Below are 20086 nucleotides of genomic sequence, written 5' to 3' on the forward strand. Positions count from 1 at the left end.
AATGCAGGCGGCCTTTTGCATCAAGCGGAGGGATTTCTGCTCCCCGAAGAAAGCGGACCGGCTGGGACCCGGCCCTGCCGAAAAACTTTCAGTTCAAATCAATGCCCGTTTCCGTGATAAAGAACTGCAGGGCATTCTGTACGGTGATAAACGGTCCCGTATCGTTCCATCCGGATGTTTTTCGGCTTTCTTCGGCGGTGAGAACGGGGTATTGGAGGCGGTGTCTTTGATGCACGTAATTTACCCACGAGTCTACGATCCACCCAGCCTGAAGCTCCTCTATGCCATAGGAGACATAGCCCCGCTGCCGCTCCCCGTTTTCGGGCATGGAGAAGGTGGCGAAGACATCCCGGACATACCGCTCCCCCCAGAAGATGCTGTCGGCGGTGTAGCCTTCCGCGGCAAGGGAGTGGAAGGGGGCTGTGTAGACCGTGCCGTTTTCGTCATAGAGGACGCGCCCCGTCAGATCCCCGGCGGATGTCCATCCCTCGCTGTCCCGGTAGGCCGGCCAGAGCTGGAGCGCCTCCGTGCCGCAAAAGCCGGGATCCAGAGTCCAGAGAAAATGGTGAAAGACCTTCCACTGGGGCGTTTCTCCGGGCAGCTCCACGGCAACGTCGGTCAGATGCAGCTCTTTGACGTCGTAGACCGTGGTGATATGAGTTATATTGCCCTGTACGGTCCACACCTCACGCCCGCTGTTGACCGGTTGGTCGCATTCCTGCGCGACGACCCGGAGCGCACCGTTACAGGCAAGGAGGTCCTCGCCGGAGAGGTCGTTCAGCGCGGCCCCGGGGTAGCCGAGTGCCAGGAGCTCTTCCTTGATTTCAGAGAGTTCCGCACTCTCCTCGGACGTTTCCGCCTGCCAACTCATTCGGTAGCTGCCAAAAAAGAGATACCCGCAGACGATCCCGAGGACAAGAACGGAAATGATTGCGCCCACCAGCTTCCGGTCCGAGAGGCGCACCTCCGCCGCCTTGACCGCGTATCCGCTTTCCTCCGTTTCCTTGGAAAGGCGGCAAAGGCTGCGGATAATCAGGATATAGCACACGATCATCACGATCCCGAGCAGAAGGCCGTCGTACTGTACGAAAGCCAGCAGGAGAAGGGCCGCATACCAGACGAGCAGCGCGGCCGCGCTGCCGGTGTGGACGGGGATCCCGGCTTTCCGCTGTACTGCGGTGATCCCCCTCCACAGGCAGAGGATCAGCAGAAAATGCAGTACCCCATTTCCAAGGGGCAATACCTGTCCAAGGGGGGAAGCGAAAACGGCGTTCCGTTCTACGGCGGCGTTTAAAATGAGGGTGAGGAGACAGCAGGCGACCTGCGCCAGAGCGAGGATCCATCCCGCCCGGAACCAGCCGTTTTCTCCCCGAAGCGTCCGAAAACCCAGCAGCAGCAAAATGACGCCGATGGTGGGGAGAAGGTAGTTGAGCAGGAAAAAGTTCAGCGTGATGGCGCACAGCGCCATGCCGGGGAGGATGCGGTCCATGGCCCTGCGCCAGGGGGTCACCTCGCGGACAATGTCGTCGGGGGGAAGATCGGGTACCGCGCCTTTCAGCAGATCATCAAAATCATGTTCATTCATGTACCTCACCTCCCAACGTCTCACGAAGGTTCTTCTTCAGCCGGTACAGCTTTCCCTCCACTGCCCGCTGCGTCATTCCGGTCTCACAGGCAATCTGTGCGGTTGACTGCTGATAATAGTACTTTCGATAAAAGAGCATTCTGCCCTGTGGGGAAAGCCGCCCGATGGCTTTTTGCAGCGCGGCACTGCGTTCCTGCTGCAGAACGGCTTCCTCCGGTGATGGTTCTCTCGACGCCAGCGTGTGGGTGAGTTCCTCCGTATCGCTGCCGCTGCGTTTCTGCCGTGCTCTGTTCCGGGCGGCATTTCTGGTCACAGCCGTGAGCCATGCGCTCCATCCGCCCCGCTGGGGGTCGTATGTATCGATCTTTTCCCAAACCCGCATGAAGGCCTCGGAAAGGCACTCCTCCCGATCTTGTTCGTTGGCCAGGATAGGGGCAATGATATACCGCATCAAAGGCGCGTAGTGCCGCAAGAGCAAGGCCGCACCCTGTTCGTTTTTTTCTCGAATTAGGCGAATGATCTCCTGTTCCTCCATATGAGCGCCCCCTTTTTATGGCTCTATACTATCATACACGCTTTTTTCCAAAAACCCATGAAACAAAACAGTCTCCCCGGTCGTGTGGTAAGGAGCGTGTGGCAATGGGCCTGTTTAGAGAGACAGCATACCATTGTCATAGGGAGCGGATGGCATGAAGCTGATGCGGGGCTGCCTCATGCTGCGGCTGGCCCTGCGATCCGCAAGCGCCTTTCCGCGTCGCACGGCATAGCCGGCCCGCATTTTGCAAAGGCCCGGGGAAAGGCCTCCATTGACGGCCCGCCGGGATGCGGCACCACCGGTTATGTCGCCTGCCGCCTCTGCCTGTTTGCTGCGGGGCCCCTGCTCATCACGCTTACTGCGGGGTGCGGCTTGAAGGAGTCAATGCTTGAATTTGCCTCCGCTCTGGGGACGGCGGGGCTTTCCATCGGCATTACCGGACCCTTGACCGACGGGGAGATGCTTCTCGTGGAGATGATCGGGATGCTGTTTGGCCGCCTTGAGGTTTTATCATTCCCACGGGCATCGGATCCTGCGGGAGCATTTTGCGCCAAAAGCTCCACAGAAGCTGAAAAGCGCACATATTGAAAGAGCCGCCTGTATTTCTACCGGCGGCTCAAAATTATACATCATTATTCTGAACGGAGTGTTTTTTCTTGTTTCTGTTCTGATTTTGATTTTCTCTGGTGAGTGGGGTCTTGCCGTCGGCTTTTTTCTCCCGCACATTTTTGGGATCCGGCTGACTGTCCTTTGGCATAGCTGTGCCTCCTTATCGCTTGCCGTTGGGCCCAAGGGCCTCTTTCCTGCTGTTGTGGTGCCGGTTGGGGTTTTGATTTTTGAGCGGTTCCTGACCGAGGGCTCTCTTTATTTCGTCTGAGCGAATTTTCTTTTCAGGCATGGAGGCCCCTCCTACATGATGTGGTTTTCCAATCTGGAATCGGCGACTTCATAACCCAGCCTTTCCAGCTGCTTCAGGATCCGGCCGCTCTGCGCACCGGTCGTGTCGAAGTCCACGGCAACCTTCCCGCTGCTGTTGTTGACGCTTACCGAAATAACACCGGGGATGGTGTCCAGCTCTCGTTTGATGCGGTCTTTGTCGTGTTTGCCGCGGATGGGGTTCACGGTGCAATAAAAACTTGCTTTTGACAATCGGATCACCTCGGCTTTAGTGTACCCAAACAGAGGGCTCTTATGAGTGGTCCGGGCAGATGCCGGCATCTTTTTGACTAAGCCATAAAACACAACTGCACAGGCGGGCGGGAAAAGGGAAAAGCCTTGGAACCCTCTGACTCCAAGGCTTTTTGATGTGGAACATCAAAACCGCAAAGCCGCCGAAAAGGATATGGTCACGGGTGAGAATTGCAGGGAGTCTCCCACCATCTCAGGTCAATGCCAACGTTGATGCAGCCTGCCATCTCCCCTTTGCCGCGCTTGGATGGACACAGACTGGCCGCCACCACGGCAAGAGATTTTCCGGGAGTAACCACAAATCCGCCCTGGTGATCAATGCGCAGGGTGTTCAGCGGGGCGACGATGTCCTGTGTCAGAAATTCCGCGGAACAGAGTGCGGATTCGTGTATGCGTCCGGTGTGGCAAACCTCGGCCGCAGACGGAGTGGTGCAGCCCAAATTTGTTTGGCAGACGGGCACATTGCGGCATTCCGCGCAGCTTAGATCTACATTTCCCGCCAGGTATGCGGCGACTGCTTCAGCCCCATAATTTGAAACAGACTCAATGGTCACATAGAAGATCATTTTGGAAGCCGGGGGGTTTTTCAGCAAAAGAATAACCGTTTCCGGACTGCAAACCGGACCAGAAGACGCGGCGAAATATTGACAGTTAGACGCCTTTGCCGCCTGGGGCGCAAAAGCTACCTGGTGCGGACTGTTGGTGCTGGTATCGCAGGGAGCAGGCAGGCTGCACGGGCAGCCGATCAAAATATTCTCCATGGACAATCCTCCTTACTTCGGTTCGCCGCACAAGGCGTACAGAAGGCACATTAGAATAGAAAACAGCGCAAAGAGCATCAATCCGGTGAAAAAGGCATCCACAGCAACCAAAATTACTGTGAGGATCAGGCGGGAGCTCAGCACGGTGGAAAGGGCTGCCAATGCGCAGACAATGGTGCCCATGCTTCCCGCCAGCAGACACTTTCCCTGCGCACACAAGCACCTCGACATCATTCCGCAAGGGTACGACGGGCCGCCAAAAAGCCCGGCGATCAGGATGCTCAAGCTCATCAGGCCCAATCCAAAGGAGATCCAAACTGCGGTAACCACATTGGGAATCATTTGCAAGAAAAACAGAATTCCGACAGCGGCCGCGAAAACGGTGCTAAGGACAAGACTGATGCAGCCGCACCCGCTCAAGCAGCTTTTTCTGCGATCCATGGGCAAGTCTCCTCAACCAAAGATTCTCCGACCTTTTGAACGGCCGGAGAACATGCAGGAGCAAGCCGAAATAATTGCACCTGCAATGTATGCGAAACCTGATGGAGTATCCATGTATCTTTCTCAACTCATTATACGCGCAAAGGGAAGACAGATGCGGCGCTCTGCGGATGAGGAGCGCATTCCACTCCATGTGATAAAAGGCATGTCCATTGTCTAACATGCATTCAAACACGCTGTTTTGCACTCTTTGCTCATGGTTTCCGCCCTGCTTTGCAGTTTGCCGCAATCGCTTTCTTCCGGCGGCATCCTTCATACTGTGGGAATGATAGCGTGACGATCCCACCAGCATTGGGAAATCACAGATTTCATCGTTCCGGGCATGAGGCGTGTTTGAGAAATCCCTTGCAACAAAATAATCCGAACTCATTCCCACATCGAAAATAAGTTCGGATTATTTTATTTTGGTGGATTGGCGGTTGTAGATGCGAGAGGGGTGTTAGGGCGATTTGGACAAACATTACACATTAAGATGATCTTGTTCGATGCTTTTTTAGAATGCAACCAGTGAAGGATGCCAAGCAAATGAGTAAAAAGCCGGCTATATATGCCGTCCATAAATGACCTGACCAAGAAGTAATTGTATATGATATGTTTAAAATCGGCAGATAAAAGAATTGAGTACAGATACCTAAAAGGCTGTTAAAATAATACCCTAACACGATTTCTTGATATAAATTAAATGCAAGTGCCAAAAATAGTGGTAGATTCAGAAGACAGACAGAAGCCTTTTTGGTTCCTTTGAGACCGCAACATATATAACTGATCCAAGTCCAGAATACAAGGAAAGCAGCCGAAATGAAGAGATAAGGAAGAACTGTTTCAGAAAAGGTCATCATAAGCCAATTCATGATAAAACCCATCCCAAGCGGAATAAATCCAAGTATAATCAAACATGATTTTATCATACAATGGCCCCCTCTTATGTAAAATTTTATTGTTCAGTATACCATACAAATAAAAAACCGACAATTTTCGTCAAGAAAATTGTCGGTTTTTGCCCAAATGCTGTAAATAGGCTGTTTTCTAAAACCGTTTCCCCACCAAATCACAACCTAGCGAAGTGGTTGTGGTTTAAAAAAGGAGGAGCAACAAAAGAAGTGCGCTCCGACTTTTAAAAAAAGTCGGAGCAAACGATATGACGTTTGCTCCGACGTGGCGCAGCAGGAGAGATTCGAACTCTCGAGCCGTTTTAGCGGCTACACGATTTCCAATCGTGCTCGTTATGACCACTTCGATACTGCTGCATATTCATTTTTCCTGCCGTTTCAATATCGCGGCAGCAGAAATTATTATAACAGATATTTAAAAATAGTCAAGACTAAAAAATGCGTTTTCCCTTTTTTCTTGACAATCTGAAAAACAAAAGTTATAATAAAAACAGTTATATTTAAAACTAATTAAAAAGGGGAGAGAGCACCAATGCGGGAACTTCTGCAATATGCCAGTCGCTTTCGGCGGCTTTATCAAAAGGAATTTCGTCCCCAGGGCGAGGCCACGGGACTGTCCCAGCTGGAGATGGATATTGTTCTTTTTCTGCGTAACAACCCCGAGCAGAACACGGCCCGGGATATCGTGGCGCTGAGGGGCTTTGCCAAATCCAACGTCTCTACCGCGGTGGAGGCGCTGGAGCATGGCGGATGGCTGGAGGTGCTGCCGGATCCTGAAAGCCGGCGGGTCAAGCGGTTGGTCCTGCGGAAAGAACACTGCCGCGAGATCGAAGATCTGGCCGCCTGCCAGGAGCGGTGCTTTGCCGCGGCCCTGGCCGATTTTACGCCGGAGGATCTGACCGTGCTGCGGGAGCTGATGAGCCGAATGGATGCCAATGTGCAGCGCGCGCTGGCCCAGTGAGAAAAAGGGGGAGATCGAACCATGCTGTATCAATTTATCATCTGCTTTCTTGCGGGGATCGGGGCCGGACTGGGGACCGGTTTTGCAGGGATGAGCGCCGCAGCGGTGATCAGTCCGATGCTGATCACGTTCCTTCATATGGAGCCGTATATGGCCGTCGGGATCGCGCTGGCCAGTGACGTGCTGGCCAGCGCCGTCTCTGCATATACATATGGAAAAAACAAGAATCTGGATATTCGAAACGGCCTTGTAATGATGGCTTCCGTGCTCTGCTTCACCCTGGTGGGGAGCTATGCCTCCAGCCTGCTTCCCGGGACGGCCATGGGCGGATTTTCCACCTTTATGACTCTGCTGCTGGGTATTAAATTTATTGTCAAGCCGGTGATGACCACGAAAGAGTCCATGAGTTGTGTGGACGCCAAAAAACGAGCTGTCCAGTCGGTTCTCTGCGGTGCTCTGGTGGGCTTTATCTGTGGGTTTGTGGGGGCTGGCGGCGGGATGATGATGCTTCTCATCCTGACCAGTGTGTTGGGCTATGAGCTGAAAACCGCGGTGGGTACCAGCGTATTTATCATGACCTTTACCGCCCTCACCGGCTCACTGAGCCACTTCGCCATCGGCGGGGCCCCGGACTGGACCAGCCTTGTGTTCTGTATCCTCAGCACACTTCTGTGGGCGCGGATCGCCGCACGGTTTGCCAACCGGGCCGACCCCGTGGTGCTGAACCGGGCCACCGGTGTGGTGCTGACGGTGCTGGGAGCGGCGATCCTGGCAGTGAATTACCTGACCTGAACGGATAAAAAGGATGGCACAGCTGCGCTGTGCCATCCTTTTTTGCTGGATATCAGATATGCTCGAACCGACCGGTGAAGAAGCGGAGCATCTTGGGCTCGTAGACCCACTTGAGGCCCTTGATCTCTTCCTTGTTTTTGTACAGATCGATCACGGAGTCTGCCACCAGGTCCATGTGAGCGTAAGTATACACACGGCGGGGAATGGTCAGGCGGACGGTCTCCAGCTTCGGATGATGGTCCTCGCCGGTGACCTTGTCACGGCCGGCGGAGACGATGCCGCGCTCCATGGAACGCACACCGGAGTCGATGTAAAGCTGAGCGGCCAGAGCCTGAGCGGGGAGCTGGTCCTGGGTCAGATGGGGGCAGAAGCGGCGGGCGTCGAGGAACACGGCGTGGCCGCCCACGGGCTCCACGATGGGCACTCCGGCTTCCAGCAGGCGGTCGCCCAAATAGCGGACCTGCTTGATGCGGTGCTCGATGTACTCTTCCTGCATGGACTCCCGCAGGCCGATGGCCATGGCCTCCATGTCACGGCCGGCCATGCCGCCGTAGGAGGGCATGCCTTCGTACACCACGACCCACTCGCGGGCGCTCATGTACAGGTCGTCGTCGTTCATGCACAGGAAGCCGCCGATGTTGGTCAGGCAGTCCTTCTTGCCGGACATGGTGCAGCCGTCGGCGTAGCTGAACATCTCGTGGACGATGTCCTTGATCGGGGTGTCCTTGAACTCAGGCTCGCGCTCCTGGATGAAGTAGGCGTTCTCCACGCAGCGGGTGGCGTCCATGAACATCTTGATGCCGTGCTTTTTGCAGAGGGCGGACACGTCGCGCAGGTTCTGCATGGACACGGGCTGACCGCCGGCCAGGTTGACGGTGACGGCCACACACAGATAGGCGATATTCTCGGCGCCCACCTCGTCGATCAGGGCCTGGACCTTCTTCAGATCCACATTGCCCTTGAAGGGGAGGTTGATGGTGGCGTCGTGGGCCTCGTCGATGATGATGTCCCGGAAAATACCGCCGTTGGCCTCCTGATGGAAGCGGGTGGTGGTGAAGTACATGTTGCCGGGCACATACTGGCCGGGTTTGATGGCGATGTGGCCGAGGATGTTCTCGGCGCCGCGGCCCTGATGGGTGGGGATGACGTGCTTGAAGCCGAAGAGCTCCTGCACGGTGGACTCCAGATGGAACCAGTTGCGGCTGCCGGCATAGGCTTCGTCGCCCTGCATCAGGCCGCCCCACTGCTTGTCGCTCATGGCGTTGGTGCCGGAGTCGGTGAGCAGGTCGATATAGACATCCTCAGAATTGATCAGGAAGGTGTTGTAGCCGGCCTTCTTGGCAATTTCCTCCCGCTCGGCGCGGGTGTTCATCTTAACGGTCTCAACGGACTTGATACGGAAGGGCTCAGCGGGATATCTCTTGTCTAACATGTTCGTTTCCTCCATTTCAATTTTCAAGATTCTTGGATGCGTAATGCGTGATGCGTCATGCAGTATCTGCATTATAACAAGGGCGGCCGCACTTTGCAAGGTGTTTTAAAAAGTTTTTTGACTTTTCCACTTTTTTGGATAGTCTACACAAATCAGGGGTATAAAAACTATGCATTTTAGAAGGAGGAAAAAAAGAGGTGATGTCGAAAAACGGCTTTTCTTGCTAAGCAAAAAAAACTGTGATAAAATAATAAAAATAGAACCAAAAGGGAATGGGTAGTGAAAACTATGGACACAAAAAAGAACAGATCGGCCGCTTCAAAAGAGGCTGAGCCGCTGATGAAGCAGACGCTCAGCGATCAAATTTATGAACGGCTGAAGGAAGATATTATCACCCACCGGATCAGCTTTGGAGAAAAACTGGTCAATCGGGAGCTTCAGCAGAAATTTGGCGTCAGCTCCACCCCCGTTCGTGACGCCATCAATCACCTGTATCTGGATGGGCTGCTGGACAATATCACCAACGGCGGAGCGCGGGTGATCTCGTTCGACCTGTCGTTTGCTTTGGAAGTCAATGAAGTGGTCATGATCCTGACTCAAGGCGCTATCCAGGCGGCAGCCCGGGAGGAGCGTCTGGGGGAGCTGGCTGCAATTTTAGCGCGGGTGGTGGAAAAGCAGAAAAATGTGCGCACGATTGAGGACTATATTCTGCTGGACCGCCAGTTCCATCAGGCCTTTTTTACCTGTGGCGGGAACCGGCATCTGGATCACACCTACCATCAGTACACCGTTCTGTTTGAGATGCTGGTCCGTCTGACTCAGACGGGCGGCGCGCAGCGCTCGGAGAGTATGGCGGAGCATCAGAAGATCTATGAATGCTGCCGCAACGGAGATCAGAAGGGCCTGGAGCAGGAGATGCGGCTGCATTATCAGAGCGCGGCCGATTGGTTTACCCAGCACGGGTCCGCATTTGGAGCCTGAGAGGAAGAAGCAGGAACCGCCGCTCTCGTTTATACGAGAGCGGCGGTTTTCTGTCCTTGACAGAATATGGGATCATTGCTATACTTGATGCGTGATGCATAGTAAAATGTGAGGACAGGAGGGGGATCCAGTGAATCCGACGACGAAACGATTCCTTTTGTGGAGTTTTTTTCTCAGCTATCCGTGTTTTGTCATTCTCATCTGGCTGGAGGGGGCGTCGCCCGGGTGGTGGCGGGGGCCGGTGCGGTACTTGCTCCTGGCCCTGGGGTGTGCGGGGCCCATCATCGGCGGGATGACTGCGGGAGAGGCGCGGGAAGGGCTGAAAAAAGAGCCCAAGCCCTCCCGGGACTGGCTGCTGGCAGCGCAGTTTCTGGGCCTTCATTATGTGCTTCTGATCTTTCTGCGAATGGCCGGTCCCGGGGAAAAGAGCGGACAGAAGCTGCTGGGGCTGCTTCCGATCATTTTCCTTCTGGGGGCGCAGGAACTGGGGTGGAGACGGGTGCTTCAGCCTGCATTGGAAAAGGACAGAAAGAGCTGGAAAGCCACCGCGGCCACCGGCCTTATCACGTCTCTCTGGTTCCTGCCGCTGCTGTTTCTGCCGTGGTTTCCGGTGCGGGCCGAGGCGTATCTCCCCTTTGCGGTGTGGCTGCTGGGTCTGAGCTTCCTGCAGGGCACACTGTATCGGCGCACGGGCAGTGTCTGCTGTGCTGCGCTGTTTACCTCCGCCTTCTTTCTGCTGTATGGACTGCTTCCCATGAAAGATGAAAACGCCTACTATGCCGCAGGCGCTCTGGATCTGGTGGTGGCGTTTCTCTACCAAAGCCGCCTGGTCAAAGAGAACGTGGGATCCGGCGTTTCGGCAGAGCATTGACAAGTCCCCCCGGCAGCGGGTGCTGCCGGGGGGACTTGTTCATCTTCTGAAAAGCGGAGCGGGCGGGACGACCCGCCTGCCCCGCTGATCTGCGTTAAAACGCGACCTTCATGAAGAGGGCTACGATACAGAGAATGGCGGCACAGGGGACATAGACAAAACGGCCGACATTATACCAGAGATCCCCATGGGGCTTTTTGGCGCCCTTGTTGATCTCGGCCATCAGATCTTCTTTTTTCATGACCCAGAACCAGGAGACCGCGCCAAGGGTGGCGCCGATGGGAATGATGTAAATGGAAACAAGATCCATCCAGGGCCCCCATTTGAAGATGGGCTCCATATTTACTCCGATGCCCAGGCAGATGACGCACAGCAGAGCCAGCACGATCTTGCGGTTGATTTTTGGGAACTTGTGCATCAGGGATTCGCCTACCACCTCAAACATGTTCTGCAGGGAGCTGACGCCGGCAAACACCATGGCGGTGTATAGAATAATGGCGAACAGGCGGCCCAAGGGGATGTCCTGCAAAATGCTGGGCAGGGTAATGAACAGCAGGGACGGGCCGGCTCCCACATCCAGATTGTAGGCAAAGCAGGCCGGAATGATGACCAGCGCGGCCACCAGCGCGGCGATGGTATCAAACAGGGCGGTCTGCTTGGCCACCCCCACCACGTCTTCGCCGTCATCCAGATAGGCTCCGTAGACAATCATGCCGCTGCCCGTGATGGAGAGGGAGAAGAACGCCTGTCCCATGGCCCAGATCCAGACCATTGGATCGGCCAACGCCTCCCAGCGGGGGGAGAACATAAATTTATAGCCTTCCGCGGAGCCGGGAAGCATGGCCACCCGGATGGCCAGGACGATAAAAATGATAAAGAACACGGGCATCATGATCTTGTTGCTTTTTTCAATGCTGTCTGCGCCCAGCAGGAGGGTCAGCAGCGTTCCGACAACAATAACCACATGGAAAGGTACTACAGAATACCCAACCATGGCAATGGATTCAAACCACTCGGCCGGATTTGCGGTCATCAGTGAGCCGGTCATGGAGTTGACAAATGCCTTCAGCACATAGGAAATAATGCATGCGTAACCGATGGCGATACACATGGAGCCTGCAAGGGGCAGCCAGCCCACCAGCCCGCCGACTTTGCCGGCCTTCTGGCCGCGGCCGGACCAGGCCAGCTGATAGGAGCCCAGAGTGCCCGTTCTGGCCCTCCGGCCAATGGCGTATTCGGCGGACAGGCCCACAAAGCTAAACAAAACAATAAAAATTAAATATGCCACCAGGAACGTACTGCCGCCGTTGCTTCCCATTTTAGCCGGGAAGCCCCAGACGTTGGCCATGCCCACAGCGGAACCCACCGCCGCCAGAATAAATCCCCAACGGGAACCAAAATGGGTGTCGGTTGCCTTTTTTGTTTCTTGCTGTGTACTCATGCTCAGTCTCCCTTCTCATTTCTGCTTCATGGTTGATCCGGCCGAAGAGGCCGGGGAACAGGGGGAGTGCATCCGCTTTTTTCACGGATTTCGGAAGGCGCAGGACTTTAACACAGAGAACAAAACACAACGCATCATGCATCACATGAAAATTGTACCTTATTTTTTCTGTTCAGTCAAGCAGAGAAAATAAAATCAGCGGAAACCACAAAAAGGAGATTTGCTTTTTGTAGGGGCGATGGAAGAAAACGAAAGTTTTTGACAAAATAGACGCTTTCCTGTATGATGAGCTGTAATTGGAAATTCCAAAGGGGGAGTTTTGTTGAAAGAGCGAGAGACGTTTGCCTCCCGGCTGGGCTTTGTCCTGATCTCGGCCGGATGCGCCATCGGACTGGGAAACGTATGGCGGTTTCCGTATATCGTAGGAAAATACGGCGGGGCGGCCTTTGTACTGATCTACCTGTTCTTCCTGGCGGTGATGGGGCTGCCCATCATGACCATGGAGTTTGCCGTGGGACGGGCCAGCCGGAAGAGTATCGCCGTGTCCTTCCATGTTTTGGAGCCCAGGGGGACAAGGTGGCACTGGTACAGCTGGTTCGGCATGGCGGGGAACTATATGCTCATGATGTTCTACACCACGGTGGCCGGCTGGATGCTCCTCTACTTTGTGAAGATGGGAAAAGGCGACTTCGTGGGGCTGGATGCCGCGGGGGTGGGAAACACCTTTAACGGAATGCTGGGCGATCCCGGCGTGATGCTGATCTTCATGATCCTGGTGGTGCTGATCTGCATGGGCGTGTGTGCCAAGGGTCTGCAAAACGGCGTGGAGAAGGTCACAAAGGGGATGATGCTCTGTCTGCTGGCGCTGCTGGTGGTGCTGGCGGTGCGGGCGGTCAGTCTCCCCGGGGCGGGGAAGGGTCTGGAGTTCTATCTCAAGCCGGACTTCGGCAAGCTGGCGGAGTACGGCTGGGGCGAGGTGATCTTCGCCGCCATGGGGCAGGCCTTCTTCACCCTCTCTCTGGGCATTGGGGCCATGGCCATTTTCGGAAGCTACATTGACCGGGAGCGCCGCCTGCTGGGCGAGGCGCTGAATGTGACCGTCCTGGACACCTTTGTGGCCTTTGTGGCGGGCCTCATCATTTTCCCGTCCGCCTTCGCGTTCGGAGTCACTCCCGATGCCGGGCCCTCCCTCATCTTTGTCACACTGCCGAATATTTTCAACGCCATGCCCGGCGGGCGGCTGTGGGGGGCGCTGTTCTTCCTGTTCATGACGTTTGCCGCCCTCTCCACGGTCATTGCCGTGTTTGAGAACATCATCTCCTTCCCCATGGACAAGTGGGGGTGGAGCCGCGGCAAGTCTGTGGCGGTGAATCTGCCGCTGATCTTTGTGCTCTCTCTGCCCTGCCTGCTGGGCTTCAACCTGTGGAGCGGGGTACAGCTGCTGGGCGGCAATATCCTGGACTTTGAGGACTTTATCCTCAGCAACAACCTCCTTCCTCTGGGCTCTCTGCTCTACCTGCTGTTCTGCGTGGCCAAGCGGGGCTGGGGCTGGGACAATTTTCTGGAGGAGGCCAATGCCGGCAAGGGCCTGCGCTTTCCCAAGGCGCTGCGCTTTTACATGAAGTGGATCGTGCCGGTGATGATCCTGTTCATCTTCTTCATGGGATACAAGGAGAAATTTTTCCCGGGATAAAGAAAAGGCGCCCGGATCCTCACAGAGGATCCGGGCGCCTTTTTGGTCTCAAAAATGTTGCCGCCAGTTTGGCTCAGTCCCGCCGTTTACCAAAAATCCGCAGCACATAGAGGAACAGATTGACAAAGTCCAGATAGAGTTGCAGGGCGGAGTAGATGCTCGCCTTGCGCAGGACAATCTCGTCACGGCTGTAATAGGTGTAGAGGGCTTTGATCTTCTGGGTGTCGTAGGCGGTGAAGCCCAGGAAAATAATAAGCCCGATGGTACAGGCCAACCGGTCCATGGCCGCCAGGCCCGGGATGAGGAGCATCAGCAGATTGGCGATGATCAGGAAAATGAGCCCTCCGACGAGCACCGTGCGCATCCGGGAGAGGTCGATGCCGGTGAAGTATCCGAATACCGCCATGCCGCCGAAGTAGAGAGCGGTGGCCGCAAAGACCAGAATCAGACTGGGCAGCTCAAAAATCAGAAAATAAGCGGAAAAGACCAGCCCGTTGAGAATGGCATAGAGGAAAAAGAACACGGTGGCCGTTCCGGACGAAATGCGGTGGAGGAACGCGGTCATGCCGATCACCACCGCCAGCTCCGCCGCCAGAAGAATCAGCTGGATGCCCGGAATGGAAAAGACATAGAAAATGGCCCCGGTGGCGTAACTGCCGAAGGACACCGCAAAAGTCACCAGCAGCCCCAGGAACATCAGAAGAAAGGTCTTGGCGGTATAGCGGCCCACGCTCTCTCCAGCCACGCCAAGCTCCTGCCGCCGCTCCTGCTCGTAAAAGTTTTCTCCCATAATCTCACCTCAGTTTTTTGGATTGCCGCACCAGTATAACAGGTTTCCACGCTTTGCGCAAGAAAAGCCATCCTTTTTCTTCCAGAATGATCCCGCTTCTATTCCGACCTGTCCCACGCTATATATATATATATATAAATGGAAGGGAGGCGGTGGCATTGAAGCCGGAGCAAATTCAGAGCGACGGGATGACCCGTCTTGCGGTATGTGTGGTCATCGCAGTCGCGGCGGTTTATGCCGCGGAGAAGCTGTGCGCCGGGAAAGGGTATCCCCTCTGGGAAAAGTACGGTCCCTGGCTGACGGAAAACAAGATCCAGGCCATCGCGGTCGCGGCCGCGGTGCTCTACGGAGCGTCCCTGGCCCTCTGGCCTGCGGAGAAAAAGCCTTCCGTCCCGCCGGAGGAGGATGGCTTTTCCCCCTGCTGAGTGAGTTCAGCGGTAAAGCGGGAGAAGGGCGGCCCCGATGATGCCGGCGTCGTTGCCCAGCTCCGCGGTGCAGATCCGGGTCCGACGGGCGGCGTCCCGGGTGAATTCCTCCCGGTCCGCCAGCGCGCGGACGGGGCCCAGCAGATAGTCTCCCTGTTTGGCCACGCCGCCGCCCACACAGAGGACCTCCGGCTGGAAGAGGTGAATGAGGTTGATGATTCCGCAGGCCAGGTCGGCGGTATACGCCTCCACCACGCCCCGGGCGGCGGCGTCCCCCGCCTGGGCGGCGTCAAAGGCTGTTTTGCCGTCTACTGCCTCCGGCGTGGGGGCAAAGCGCCACAGGCCGCTCTCAGGATGGGCCTGCATCGCCTCCCGGGTGGAGCGGATGAGGCCGGTGGCCGAGGCGTAGGTCTCCCAGCAGCCCCGGCGGCCGCAGGTGCATTCCCGACCGCCCCGGTGGGTGACCATGTGCCCGGCCTCCATTCCGGCGTAGTTGAAGCCGGTGAAGAGCCTGCCGTCCAGCACGGCCCCGGAACCCACGCCGGTGCCCAGCGTCACGGCCACCAGGGAGCGGAAGGGCTTTCCGGCTCCGGCGGCGAACTCCCCCAGGGCGGCGGCGTTGGCGTCATTTTCCAGCAGGGCGGGCAGGGAGAGGCGCTCCTCCACCAGTTGGGCCAGAGACACATGATCCAGCCCCAGATTGAAAGCATGCTCCACCACTCCCGCCGCCGGATCGATGGAGCCGGGAGAGGCCACGCCCACAGACCGGGCCGCCTCCGGGGCGATCCCGGCGGCGCGGCAGGCCTCCCTGGCGGCCTGCGCAATGGCGTCCGCCACCGCTTCGGCGCCCCGGGGCGTGGGGCGGCTGAACTTGCCCAGCAGACGGCCCGTCTCGTCCGTCAGTCCGGCGGCCACGTTGGTGCCGCCCAGGTCGATTCCGATATAGTACACATCCATCACCCTGTCTTCCCGATTGTCCCCCATTACGTGCGGGGCGATTGATCTCTTACTTTGATTATAATCCGGATCCGCGCCGGTGAACAGAGAAAAGCGGACTTTTTGACCATTCATTCTCCGGGCAGAAATTCTTCGCACACGGCTCCGCGCCAGTCCGGTCCGGCCAGAGCTGTGAAGAGGAATCCCTCCCAAAAGGAGCGTTCCCCGGGGAGGAGCAGGGGCACGGGGATCTCCCGGGCCGGGCGGCGCAGTCCCTCCCCGGTGCACTTGACTCGGGCCTCCTTCATGGTCCAAAGGGTATAGAAGTCGGTCCAGGTGCGGCCCCTGGCAGAGAACCAGTCAAATTCCCGGTCATCCAGAACATATCGGGGAAGGCTCACCCGCCGGGGCCGGAGCCGCTCTACGTCGGCCCCCACGGTTCGCTCCGACACCGCGCACATCCCCAGTTCCCCGGCGTGACTCAGGCTGAACCGGCAGTCGGGCCGGGTGGGAAACCAGGGTTTGCCACCGGGCAGGGCGGCGATCTCCGGCAGAGGGACGAGCCCCCATACCTCTTCGGCCAGCCCCGCCAGCAATGCCCGCACATCACCCGGCGCTACTTGCCAATTCATTAAAACAGCCCTCCATTTCCGCTTAAGAAATATTTTAGCATTTTTTATCTTCCCAGTGCAAGGTTTTGGGTGTAAAATATAAACTGAACATTGCGTGTTCCGCTGTGGCGTCCCGGGTGGGGCCCCGCCGCCCGGAACGCCACAGCGGAACAGACGCCCCCTGCGGAAAAAAGGAGGAATTTCCCGTGGAGCAAAAGCTGTATATCTGCCCCAAGTGCGGATGCACCACCTATGAGCACGACCAGTTTCAGGCCACCGGCGGCAATTTTGCCAAGGTGTTCGACATTCAAAATAAAAAATTTACCACCATCATCTGCACCCGCTGCGGCTATACGGAGCTCTATAAGCAGCAGACCGATGACGCATGGAATATTCTGGACTTTCTGATCGGAAACTGACAGAGGAACAGAAGGGCGGCACGATGGAGTACATTGCGGCGAAGCCGCGTCCGTCTGTTCACTCCACCGAGGAAAACAAGGCCGTGACGATGGATCAGTCCATTTTTACGGCTGACAGCGGCGAATATGCAAAAACCTATCTGGTGGAAAACCCGGCTCCCGCATTTTCCGGCAAAGTTTTCCCGGAAGGGATGTTGGAAGGCTGTGCGGTGTTCCAGGTGTAAATCTCTGATACAGCGCCTAAAATTGCGCGCGGAAACAGCGGCGACGGGACCGGAGGCATCTGGTTCGGTCTGACATAACTGTTTTTTGCGGGCGGGTTCGAAACCGGCCCCGCCGGAAGAGCAGAAAAAAGAATTTGCGATTCGCAGCCAGCGGCACAGGCCGCTGGCTGCTTTTTCTGTGCGGGGTCCGTGCCCTCCGCGATCGGTCGGGGAGCCCCAGACATTCTTGCGGCGGGAAATTTTTGCTCTTTTGTGTTATACTGGCAGAGGATTTAAATACTTCTTAAAACTTTTCCCCCGTTCCATTTAAAGATCGGTATCTATACTGTGGAATATGAGGTGATTGCATGTATACCATTCTCATCTGTGACGACGACCGGGACATTGTCTCCGCCCTGGAGATCTATCTCACCAGCGAGGGCTACCGCACCCTGGCCGCCTATGATGGTGCGCAGGCTCTGAAGGCGGTGGAGGAAAACGACATCCATCTCATTCTAATGGATGTGATGATGCCCAATCTGGACGGTATCCGGGCCACTGCGAAGCTGCGGGAGCACTGCAACGTGCCCATTATCCTTCTCACGGCCAAGAGCGAGGATGCCGACAAGGTGCTGGGGCTGAACATCGGGGCCGACGACTATGTCACCAAGCCCTTCAATCCCATGGAGGTCATGGCCAGGGTGAAGAGCCAGCTGCGGCGCTACACCACGCTGGGCGGCCGGAGCGGCGTGGGGGAGGGGGACTCCGCGCTCCTCCGAAACGGCGGGGTCGTGCTGGACGACGGGGCCAAGACGGTGACTGTGGACGGAGAGAGCGTGAGCCTGACGCCGCTGGAGTTCAGCATTCTGCGCCTGCTGCTCCAGCACCCCGGCCAGGTCTTTTCCACCGCCCAGATCTACGAACAGGTATGGAACGACCCGGCCTACGGCTCGGAGAACACCGTGGCTGTCCACATCCGGCACCTCCGGGAAAAAATTGAGATCGACCCCGCCAACCCGCGCTACATCAAGGTGGTCTGGGGTCTGGGATATAAAATGGAGAAGATATGATGAAACATGATATTCGCTCCAACGCCCTGGTCAAAGCCGTCTCGGTTTTGATCGTCGTTTCCCTGGGCGTAGCCGCCTTCTTCGGCTGGGTCTACTGCGGGATCCACTGGGACACTCTCTTCGACATCGGAGACTACACCTATTCCGCCGCATACACCCAGGCCATGAACGGCAAGTATTCCCGGCTCATGGAGCTGCTGCACTACGAAAAAGCCCTCTCCCTGGGCGGCACCCTGAGCTACACCGACCAGAAGGCATACGAAGCCCGCCGGGAGGCCCTGGAGCCTTCGGTCACAAACTTCCGCTACATCGTCCGGGACAACGCCACCGGCAAGATCCTGTACAGCACCATGGGGGAGGACAGCCTGGCCAACGTGAGCGACGTGCAGACCTCCCTGTGGAACTGGTCCCCTTCTTACTCAGGCACAGACTACGATGCGGACACGGGGCTCTACACCTATTATGACGACATCGGCCGGGCGTATACGGCGTCCGAGCCCCCCGGCAGCGGTCCGGCGGAGGAGAAAACGGAGCTCGCCGTGGAGTACGGTGTTGACCGGAACCTGCCGGTGCAGGACGAATTCACCGCCGCCCGTGACTCCTTCACCAAGGGGGACATGGATTACCTCTATCTCACCTGCATCCTCACCGTGGCCTTCCTCATTTTCTCGGTGTTCCTGATGTGCTGCGCCGGGCGGCGCAGGCACGCCGACGGCTTTGTCCTCAACTGGCAGGACAAGATCCCCTACGACCTCTACCTGTGCCTGTCCGCCGCCGCCCTCTGCGGCTGCGGGGCCATCGCCGTCCAGAGCCTGGAGAGCGCCATTTTCTATTACGGCGGAGAGCCCTACGCCGGAGCCCTCTACGGCACGGCCGGGGTCGCCCTCGCCGCCGGGTTCGGCCTCTACGCCGCCCTCCTCATGACCACCTCCACCCGGTGCAAGACCCGCACCCTCTTCCGCAACACCCTGATCTGGCGGCTGTGCGCCTGGATCGGCCGGGGCTGCGGACATCTGGGGGGCTGGTGGAAAACCACCTTCGGAAGCTGGGACGTCACCAAACGGGCCGTTCTCTGGTTCCTTCTCTATCTGGCAGGCACCGTCCTCACCGGGCTGACGGTTTTTCTGATCCCCTTCTACCAGGGCGCGGCTCTCTATCTGCTGTGCCGGTGGGTGAAGGAGTGGAAGGTGATCCGGACCGGGACCCGGGCCATTGTGGGGGGGCGGCCGGACACGGTGATCGATACCGCCGGGATGCAGCGCTTCCCCGACCTGGCCGAGCATGCCGAACAGCTCAATGATCTGGGCAGCGCCATCAACTCCGCTGTGGAGGAGCGGATGAAATCGGAGCGGATGAAGGCCGAGCTCATCACCAACGTCTCCCACGACCTGAAAACGCCCCTCACCTCCATCATCAACTATGTGGATCTGCTCAAAAAAGAGGACATTCCGAATGAGAAGGCGCAGGAGTACATCGGGGTGCTGGATCGAAAGAGCCAGCGGCTGAAAAAGCTGACCGAGGACCTGGTGGAGGCCTCCAAGGCGTCCACCGGCGCGCTGAATGTGGAGCGGGAGCGGCTGGGGGTGACCCAGCTGGTGAGTCAGGCGCTGGGGGAGTACAGTGAGAAGCTGTCCGCCGCCGGGCTGACGCCGGTGGTCACCCTGCCGGAAGAGGAGGTCTTCGTCTATGCCGACGGCCGTCACTTCTGGCGGATCCTGGACAATCTGATGGGCAACTGCGTCAAATACGCCATGCCGGGCACCCGGGTCTATCTGGATGTGACCGCCTGGGACGGACGCGTGACGCTGCTGCTGAAAAACATCTCCGCCACCCAGCTCAATGTCGCCCCCGAGCAGCTCATGGAGCGCTTTGTCCGGGGGGATGAGAGCCGCACCACGGAGGGCAGCGGCCTGGGGCTGTCCATCGCCCGGAGCCTTACCGAACTTCAGGACGGCACATTCCGGGTGGAGGTGGACGGTGACCTGTTCAAGGCCGTGGTGA

22 protein-coding genes, 1 tRNA gene and 1 pseudogene are annotated in these 20086 nt (G+C 57.1%); 12 read left to right on the forward strand and 12 right to left on the reverse strand.

The window, feature by feature from the left end:
- Positions 1-88: 88 nt before the first annotated feature.
- Together ACQRD3_RS12100 and ACQRD3_RS12105 are read right to left on the reverse strand one after the other, a co-directional pair.
- Positions 89-1585 (reverse strand): hypothetical protein, encoded by a 1497-nt coding sequence (locus ACQRD3_RS12100; RefSeq protein ID WP_427781563.1) that lies wholly within the window; start codon positions 1583-1585, stop codon positions 89-91.
- Positions 1578-2120, reverse strand: coding sequence for an RNA polymerase sigma factor (locus ACQRD3_RS12105; RefSeq protein WP_427781564.1), 543 nt, complete (start codon positions 2118-2120; stop codon positions 1578-1580). Before ACQRD3_RS12105 ends, ACQRD3_RS12100 begins: the two co-directional genes overlap by 8 nt.
- A 499-nt stretch (positions 2121-2619) precedes the next feature.
- Between ACQRD3_RS12105 and ACQRD3_RS12110 the strand changes: the two genes are divergently transcribed.
- On the forward strand, positions 2620-2997 hold the full coding sequence (locus tag ACQRD3_RS12110; protein ID WP_427781565.1) for a hypothetical protein: 378 nt from the start codon (positions 2620-2622) through the stop codon (positions 2995-2997).
- A 32-nt stretch (positions 2998-3029) separates the two neighbouring features.
- Here the strand turns inward: ACQRD3_RS12110 and ACQRD3_RS12115 are convergent, their stop codons facing one another.
- From ACQRD3_RS12115 to ACQRD3_RS12125, 3 genes are all read right to left on the reverse strand, one after another.
- Positions 3030-3269: a heavy-metal-associated domain-containing protein gene (locus ACQRD3_RS12115; RefSeq protein ID WP_080907009.1), complete on the reverse strand. Its 240-nt coding sequence runs from the start codon at positions 3267-3269 to the stop codon at positions 3030-3032.
- 197 nt (positions 3270-3466) lie between these two features.
- Positions 3467-4069, reverse strand: coding sequence for a hypothetical protein (locus ACQRD3_RS12120; RefSeq protein ID WP_427781566.1), 603 nt, complete (start codon positions 4067-4069; stop codon positions 3467-3469).
- Between the two features lie 12 nt (positions 4070-4081).
- Positions 4082-4252, reverse strand: coding sequence for a hypothetical protein (locus tag ACQRD3_RS12125; RefSeq protein ID WP_427781575.1), 171 nt, complete (start codon positions 4250-4252; stop codon positions 4082-4084).
- Here ACQRD3_RS12125 and ACQRD3_RS12130 point away from each other — a divergent pair.
- Positions 4251-4730: a hypothetical protein gene (locus tag ACQRD3_RS12130; protein ID WP_427781576.1), complete on the forward strand. Its 480-nt coding sequence runs from the start codon at positions 4251-4253 to the stop codon at positions 4728-4730. The genes ACQRD3_RS12125 and ACQRD3_RS12130 overlap by 2 nt on opposite strands.
- On the opposite strand, the pseudogene ACQRD3_RS12135 reads toward ACQRD3_RS12130, so the two are convergent.
- Together ACQRD3_RS12135 and ACQRD3_RS12140 are read right to left on the reverse strand one after the other, a co-directional pair.
- Positions 4725-4826 (reverse strand): annotated as a pseudogene (locus tag ACQRD3_RS12135) (CRISPR-associated endonuclease Cas2); the annotation flags it as partial. The gene ACQRD3_RS12130 and the pseudogene ACQRD3_RS12135 overlap by 6 nt on opposite strands.
- A 900-nt stretch (positions 4827-5726) precedes the next feature.
- Positions 5727-5817: transfer RNA gene (locus ACQRD3_RS12140), tRNA-Ser, on the reverse strand.
- Between the two features lie 175 nt (positions 5818-5992).
- Between ACQRD3_RS12140 and ACQRD3_RS12145 the strand changes: the two genes are divergently transcribed.
- Both ACQRD3_RS12145 and ACQRD3_RS12150 read left to right on the forward strand, forming a co-directional pair.
- Complete coding sequence (locus ACQRD3_RS12145) at positions 5993-6421, forward strand: MarR family winged helix-turn-helix transcriptional regulator (RefSeq protein WP_080907013.1); 429 nt, start codon at positions 5993-5995, stop codon at positions 6419-6421.
- A gap of 21 nt (positions 6422-6442) precedes the next feature.
- On the forward strand, positions 6443-7213 hold the full coding sequence (locus tag ACQRD3_RS12150; protein WP_427781567.1) for a sulfite exporter TauE/SafE family protein: 771 nt from the start codon (positions 6443-6445) through the stop codon (positions 7211-7213).
- A gap of 52 nt (positions 7214-7265) precedes the next feature.
- Here ACQRD3_RS12150 and ACQRD3_RS12155 read toward each other — a convergent pair whose 3' ends face one another.
- Positions 7266-8645 (reverse strand): tyrosine phenol-lyase, encoded by a 1380-nt coding sequence (locus ACQRD3_RS12155; RefSeq protein ID WP_080907015.1) that lies wholly within the window; start codon positions 8643-8645, stop codon positions 7266-7268.
- Between the two features lie 339 nt (positions 8646-8984).
- On the opposite strand from ACQRD3_RS12155, the gene ACQRD3_RS12160 reads away from it, so the two are divergent.
- Together ACQRD3_RS12160 and ACQRD3_RS12165 are read left to right on the forward strand one after the other, a co-directional pair.
- Entirely contained in the window at positions 8985-9626 is a 642-nt protein-coding gene (locus ACQRD3_RS12160) for a GntR family transcriptional regulator (protein ID WP_427781568.1), read from the forward strand.
- Positions 9627-9756: 130 nt separating this feature from the next.
- Positions 9757-10497, forward strand: a complete 741-nt coding sequence (locus ACQRD3_RS12165; RefSeq protein ID WP_143476604.1) for a CPBP family glutamic-type intramembrane protease — start codon at positions 9757-9759, stop codon at positions 10495-10497.
- A 94-nt stretch (positions 10498-10591) separates the two neighbouring features.
- Here ACQRD3_RS12165 and ACQRD3_RS12170 read toward each other — a convergent pair whose 3' ends face one another.
- A complete protein-coding gene (locus ACQRD3_RS12170; protein WP_080907018.1) occupies positions 10592-11938 on the reverse strand; it encodes a sodium-dependent transporter in 1347 nt (448 codons plus the stop codon).
- Between the two features lie 322 nt (positions 11939-12260).
- On the opposite strand from ACQRD3_RS12170, the gene ACQRD3_RS12175 reads away from it, so the two are divergent.
- Positions 12261-13631: a sodium-dependent transporter gene (locus ACQRD3_RS12175; protein WP_080907020.1), complete on the forward strand. Its 1371-nt coding sequence runs from the start codon at positions 12261-12263 to the stop codon at positions 13629-13631.
- 73 nt (positions 13632-13704) lie between these two features.
- Here ACQRD3_RS12175 and ACQRD3_RS12180 read toward each other — a convergent pair whose 3' ends face one another.
- Positions 13705-14421 carry a Bax inhibitor-1/YccA family protein gene (locus ACQRD3_RS12180; RefSeq protein WP_080907021.1) on the reverse strand — a complete coding sequence of 239 codons (717 nt, stop codon included), beginning with the start codon at positions 14419-14421 and terminating at the stop codon, positions 13705-13707.
- A 152-nt stretch (positions 14422-14573) separates the two neighbouring features.
- On the opposite strand from ACQRD3_RS12180, the gene ACQRD3_RS12185 reads away from it, so the two are divergent.
- Positions 14574-14846: a hypothetical protein gene (locus tag ACQRD3_RS12185; RefSeq protein ID WP_143476605.1), complete on the forward strand. Its 273-nt coding sequence runs from the start codon at positions 14574-14576 to the stop codon at positions 14844-14846.
- Positions 14847-14852: 6 nt separating this feature from the next.
- Here ACQRD3_RS12185 and ACQRD3_RS12190 read toward each other — a convergent pair whose 3' ends face one another.
- Together ACQRD3_RS12190 and ACQRD3_RS12195 are read right to left on the reverse strand one after the other, a co-directional pair.
- Positions 14853-15803, reverse strand: coding sequence for an ROK family protein (locus tag ACQRD3_RS12190; RefSeq protein ID WP_427781569.1), 951 nt, complete (start codon positions 15801-15803; stop codon positions 14853-14855).
- A 110-nt stretch (positions 15804-15913) separates the two neighbouring features.
- Positions 15914-16414, reverse strand: coding sequence for a 4'-phosphopantetheinyl transferase family protein (locus ACQRD3_RS12195; RefSeq protein WP_427781570.1), 501 nt, complete (start codon positions 16412-16414; stop codon positions 15914-15916).
- A gap of 185 nt (positions 16415-16599) precedes the next feature.
- On the opposite strand from ACQRD3_RS12195, the gene ACQRD3_RS12200 reads away from it, so the two are divergent.
- The 4 genes from ACQRD3_RS12200 to ACQRD3_RS12215 all read left to right on the forward strand — a co-directional run.
- Positions 16600-16812 (forward strand): zinc ribbon domain-containing protein, encoded by a 213-nt coding sequence (locus tag ACQRD3_RS12200; RefSeq protein WP_427781571.1) that lies wholly within the window; start codon positions 16600-16602, stop codon positions 16810-16812.
- Between the two features lie 23 nt (positions 16813-16835).
- A complete protein-coding gene (locus tag ACQRD3_RS12205) occupies positions 16836-17036 on the forward strand; it encodes a hypothetical protein (protein ID WP_427781572.1) in 201 nt (66 codons plus the stop codon).
- A 347-nt stretch (positions 17037-17383) separates the two neighbouring features.
- Positions 17384-18085 carry a response regulator transcription factor gene (locus ACQRD3_RS12210; protein ID WP_427781573.1) on the forward strand — a complete coding sequence of 234 codons (702 nt, stop codon included), beginning with the start codon at positions 17384-17386 and terminating at the stop codon, positions 18083-18085.
- A partial coding sequence (locus ACQRD3_RS12215; protein ID WP_427781574.1) for a sensor histidine kinase occupies positions 18085-20086 on the forward strand: 2002 nt, incomplete at its 3' end. The genes ACQRD3_RS12210 and ACQRD3_RS12215, both read left to right, overlap by 1 nt.

The organism is Candidatus Pseudoscillospira sp. SGI.172, assembly GCF_050313575.1.
In the GTDB taxonomy this organism is placed as follows: Bacteria; Bacillota; Clostridia; order Oscillospirales; family Oscillospiraceae; genus Vermiculatibacterium.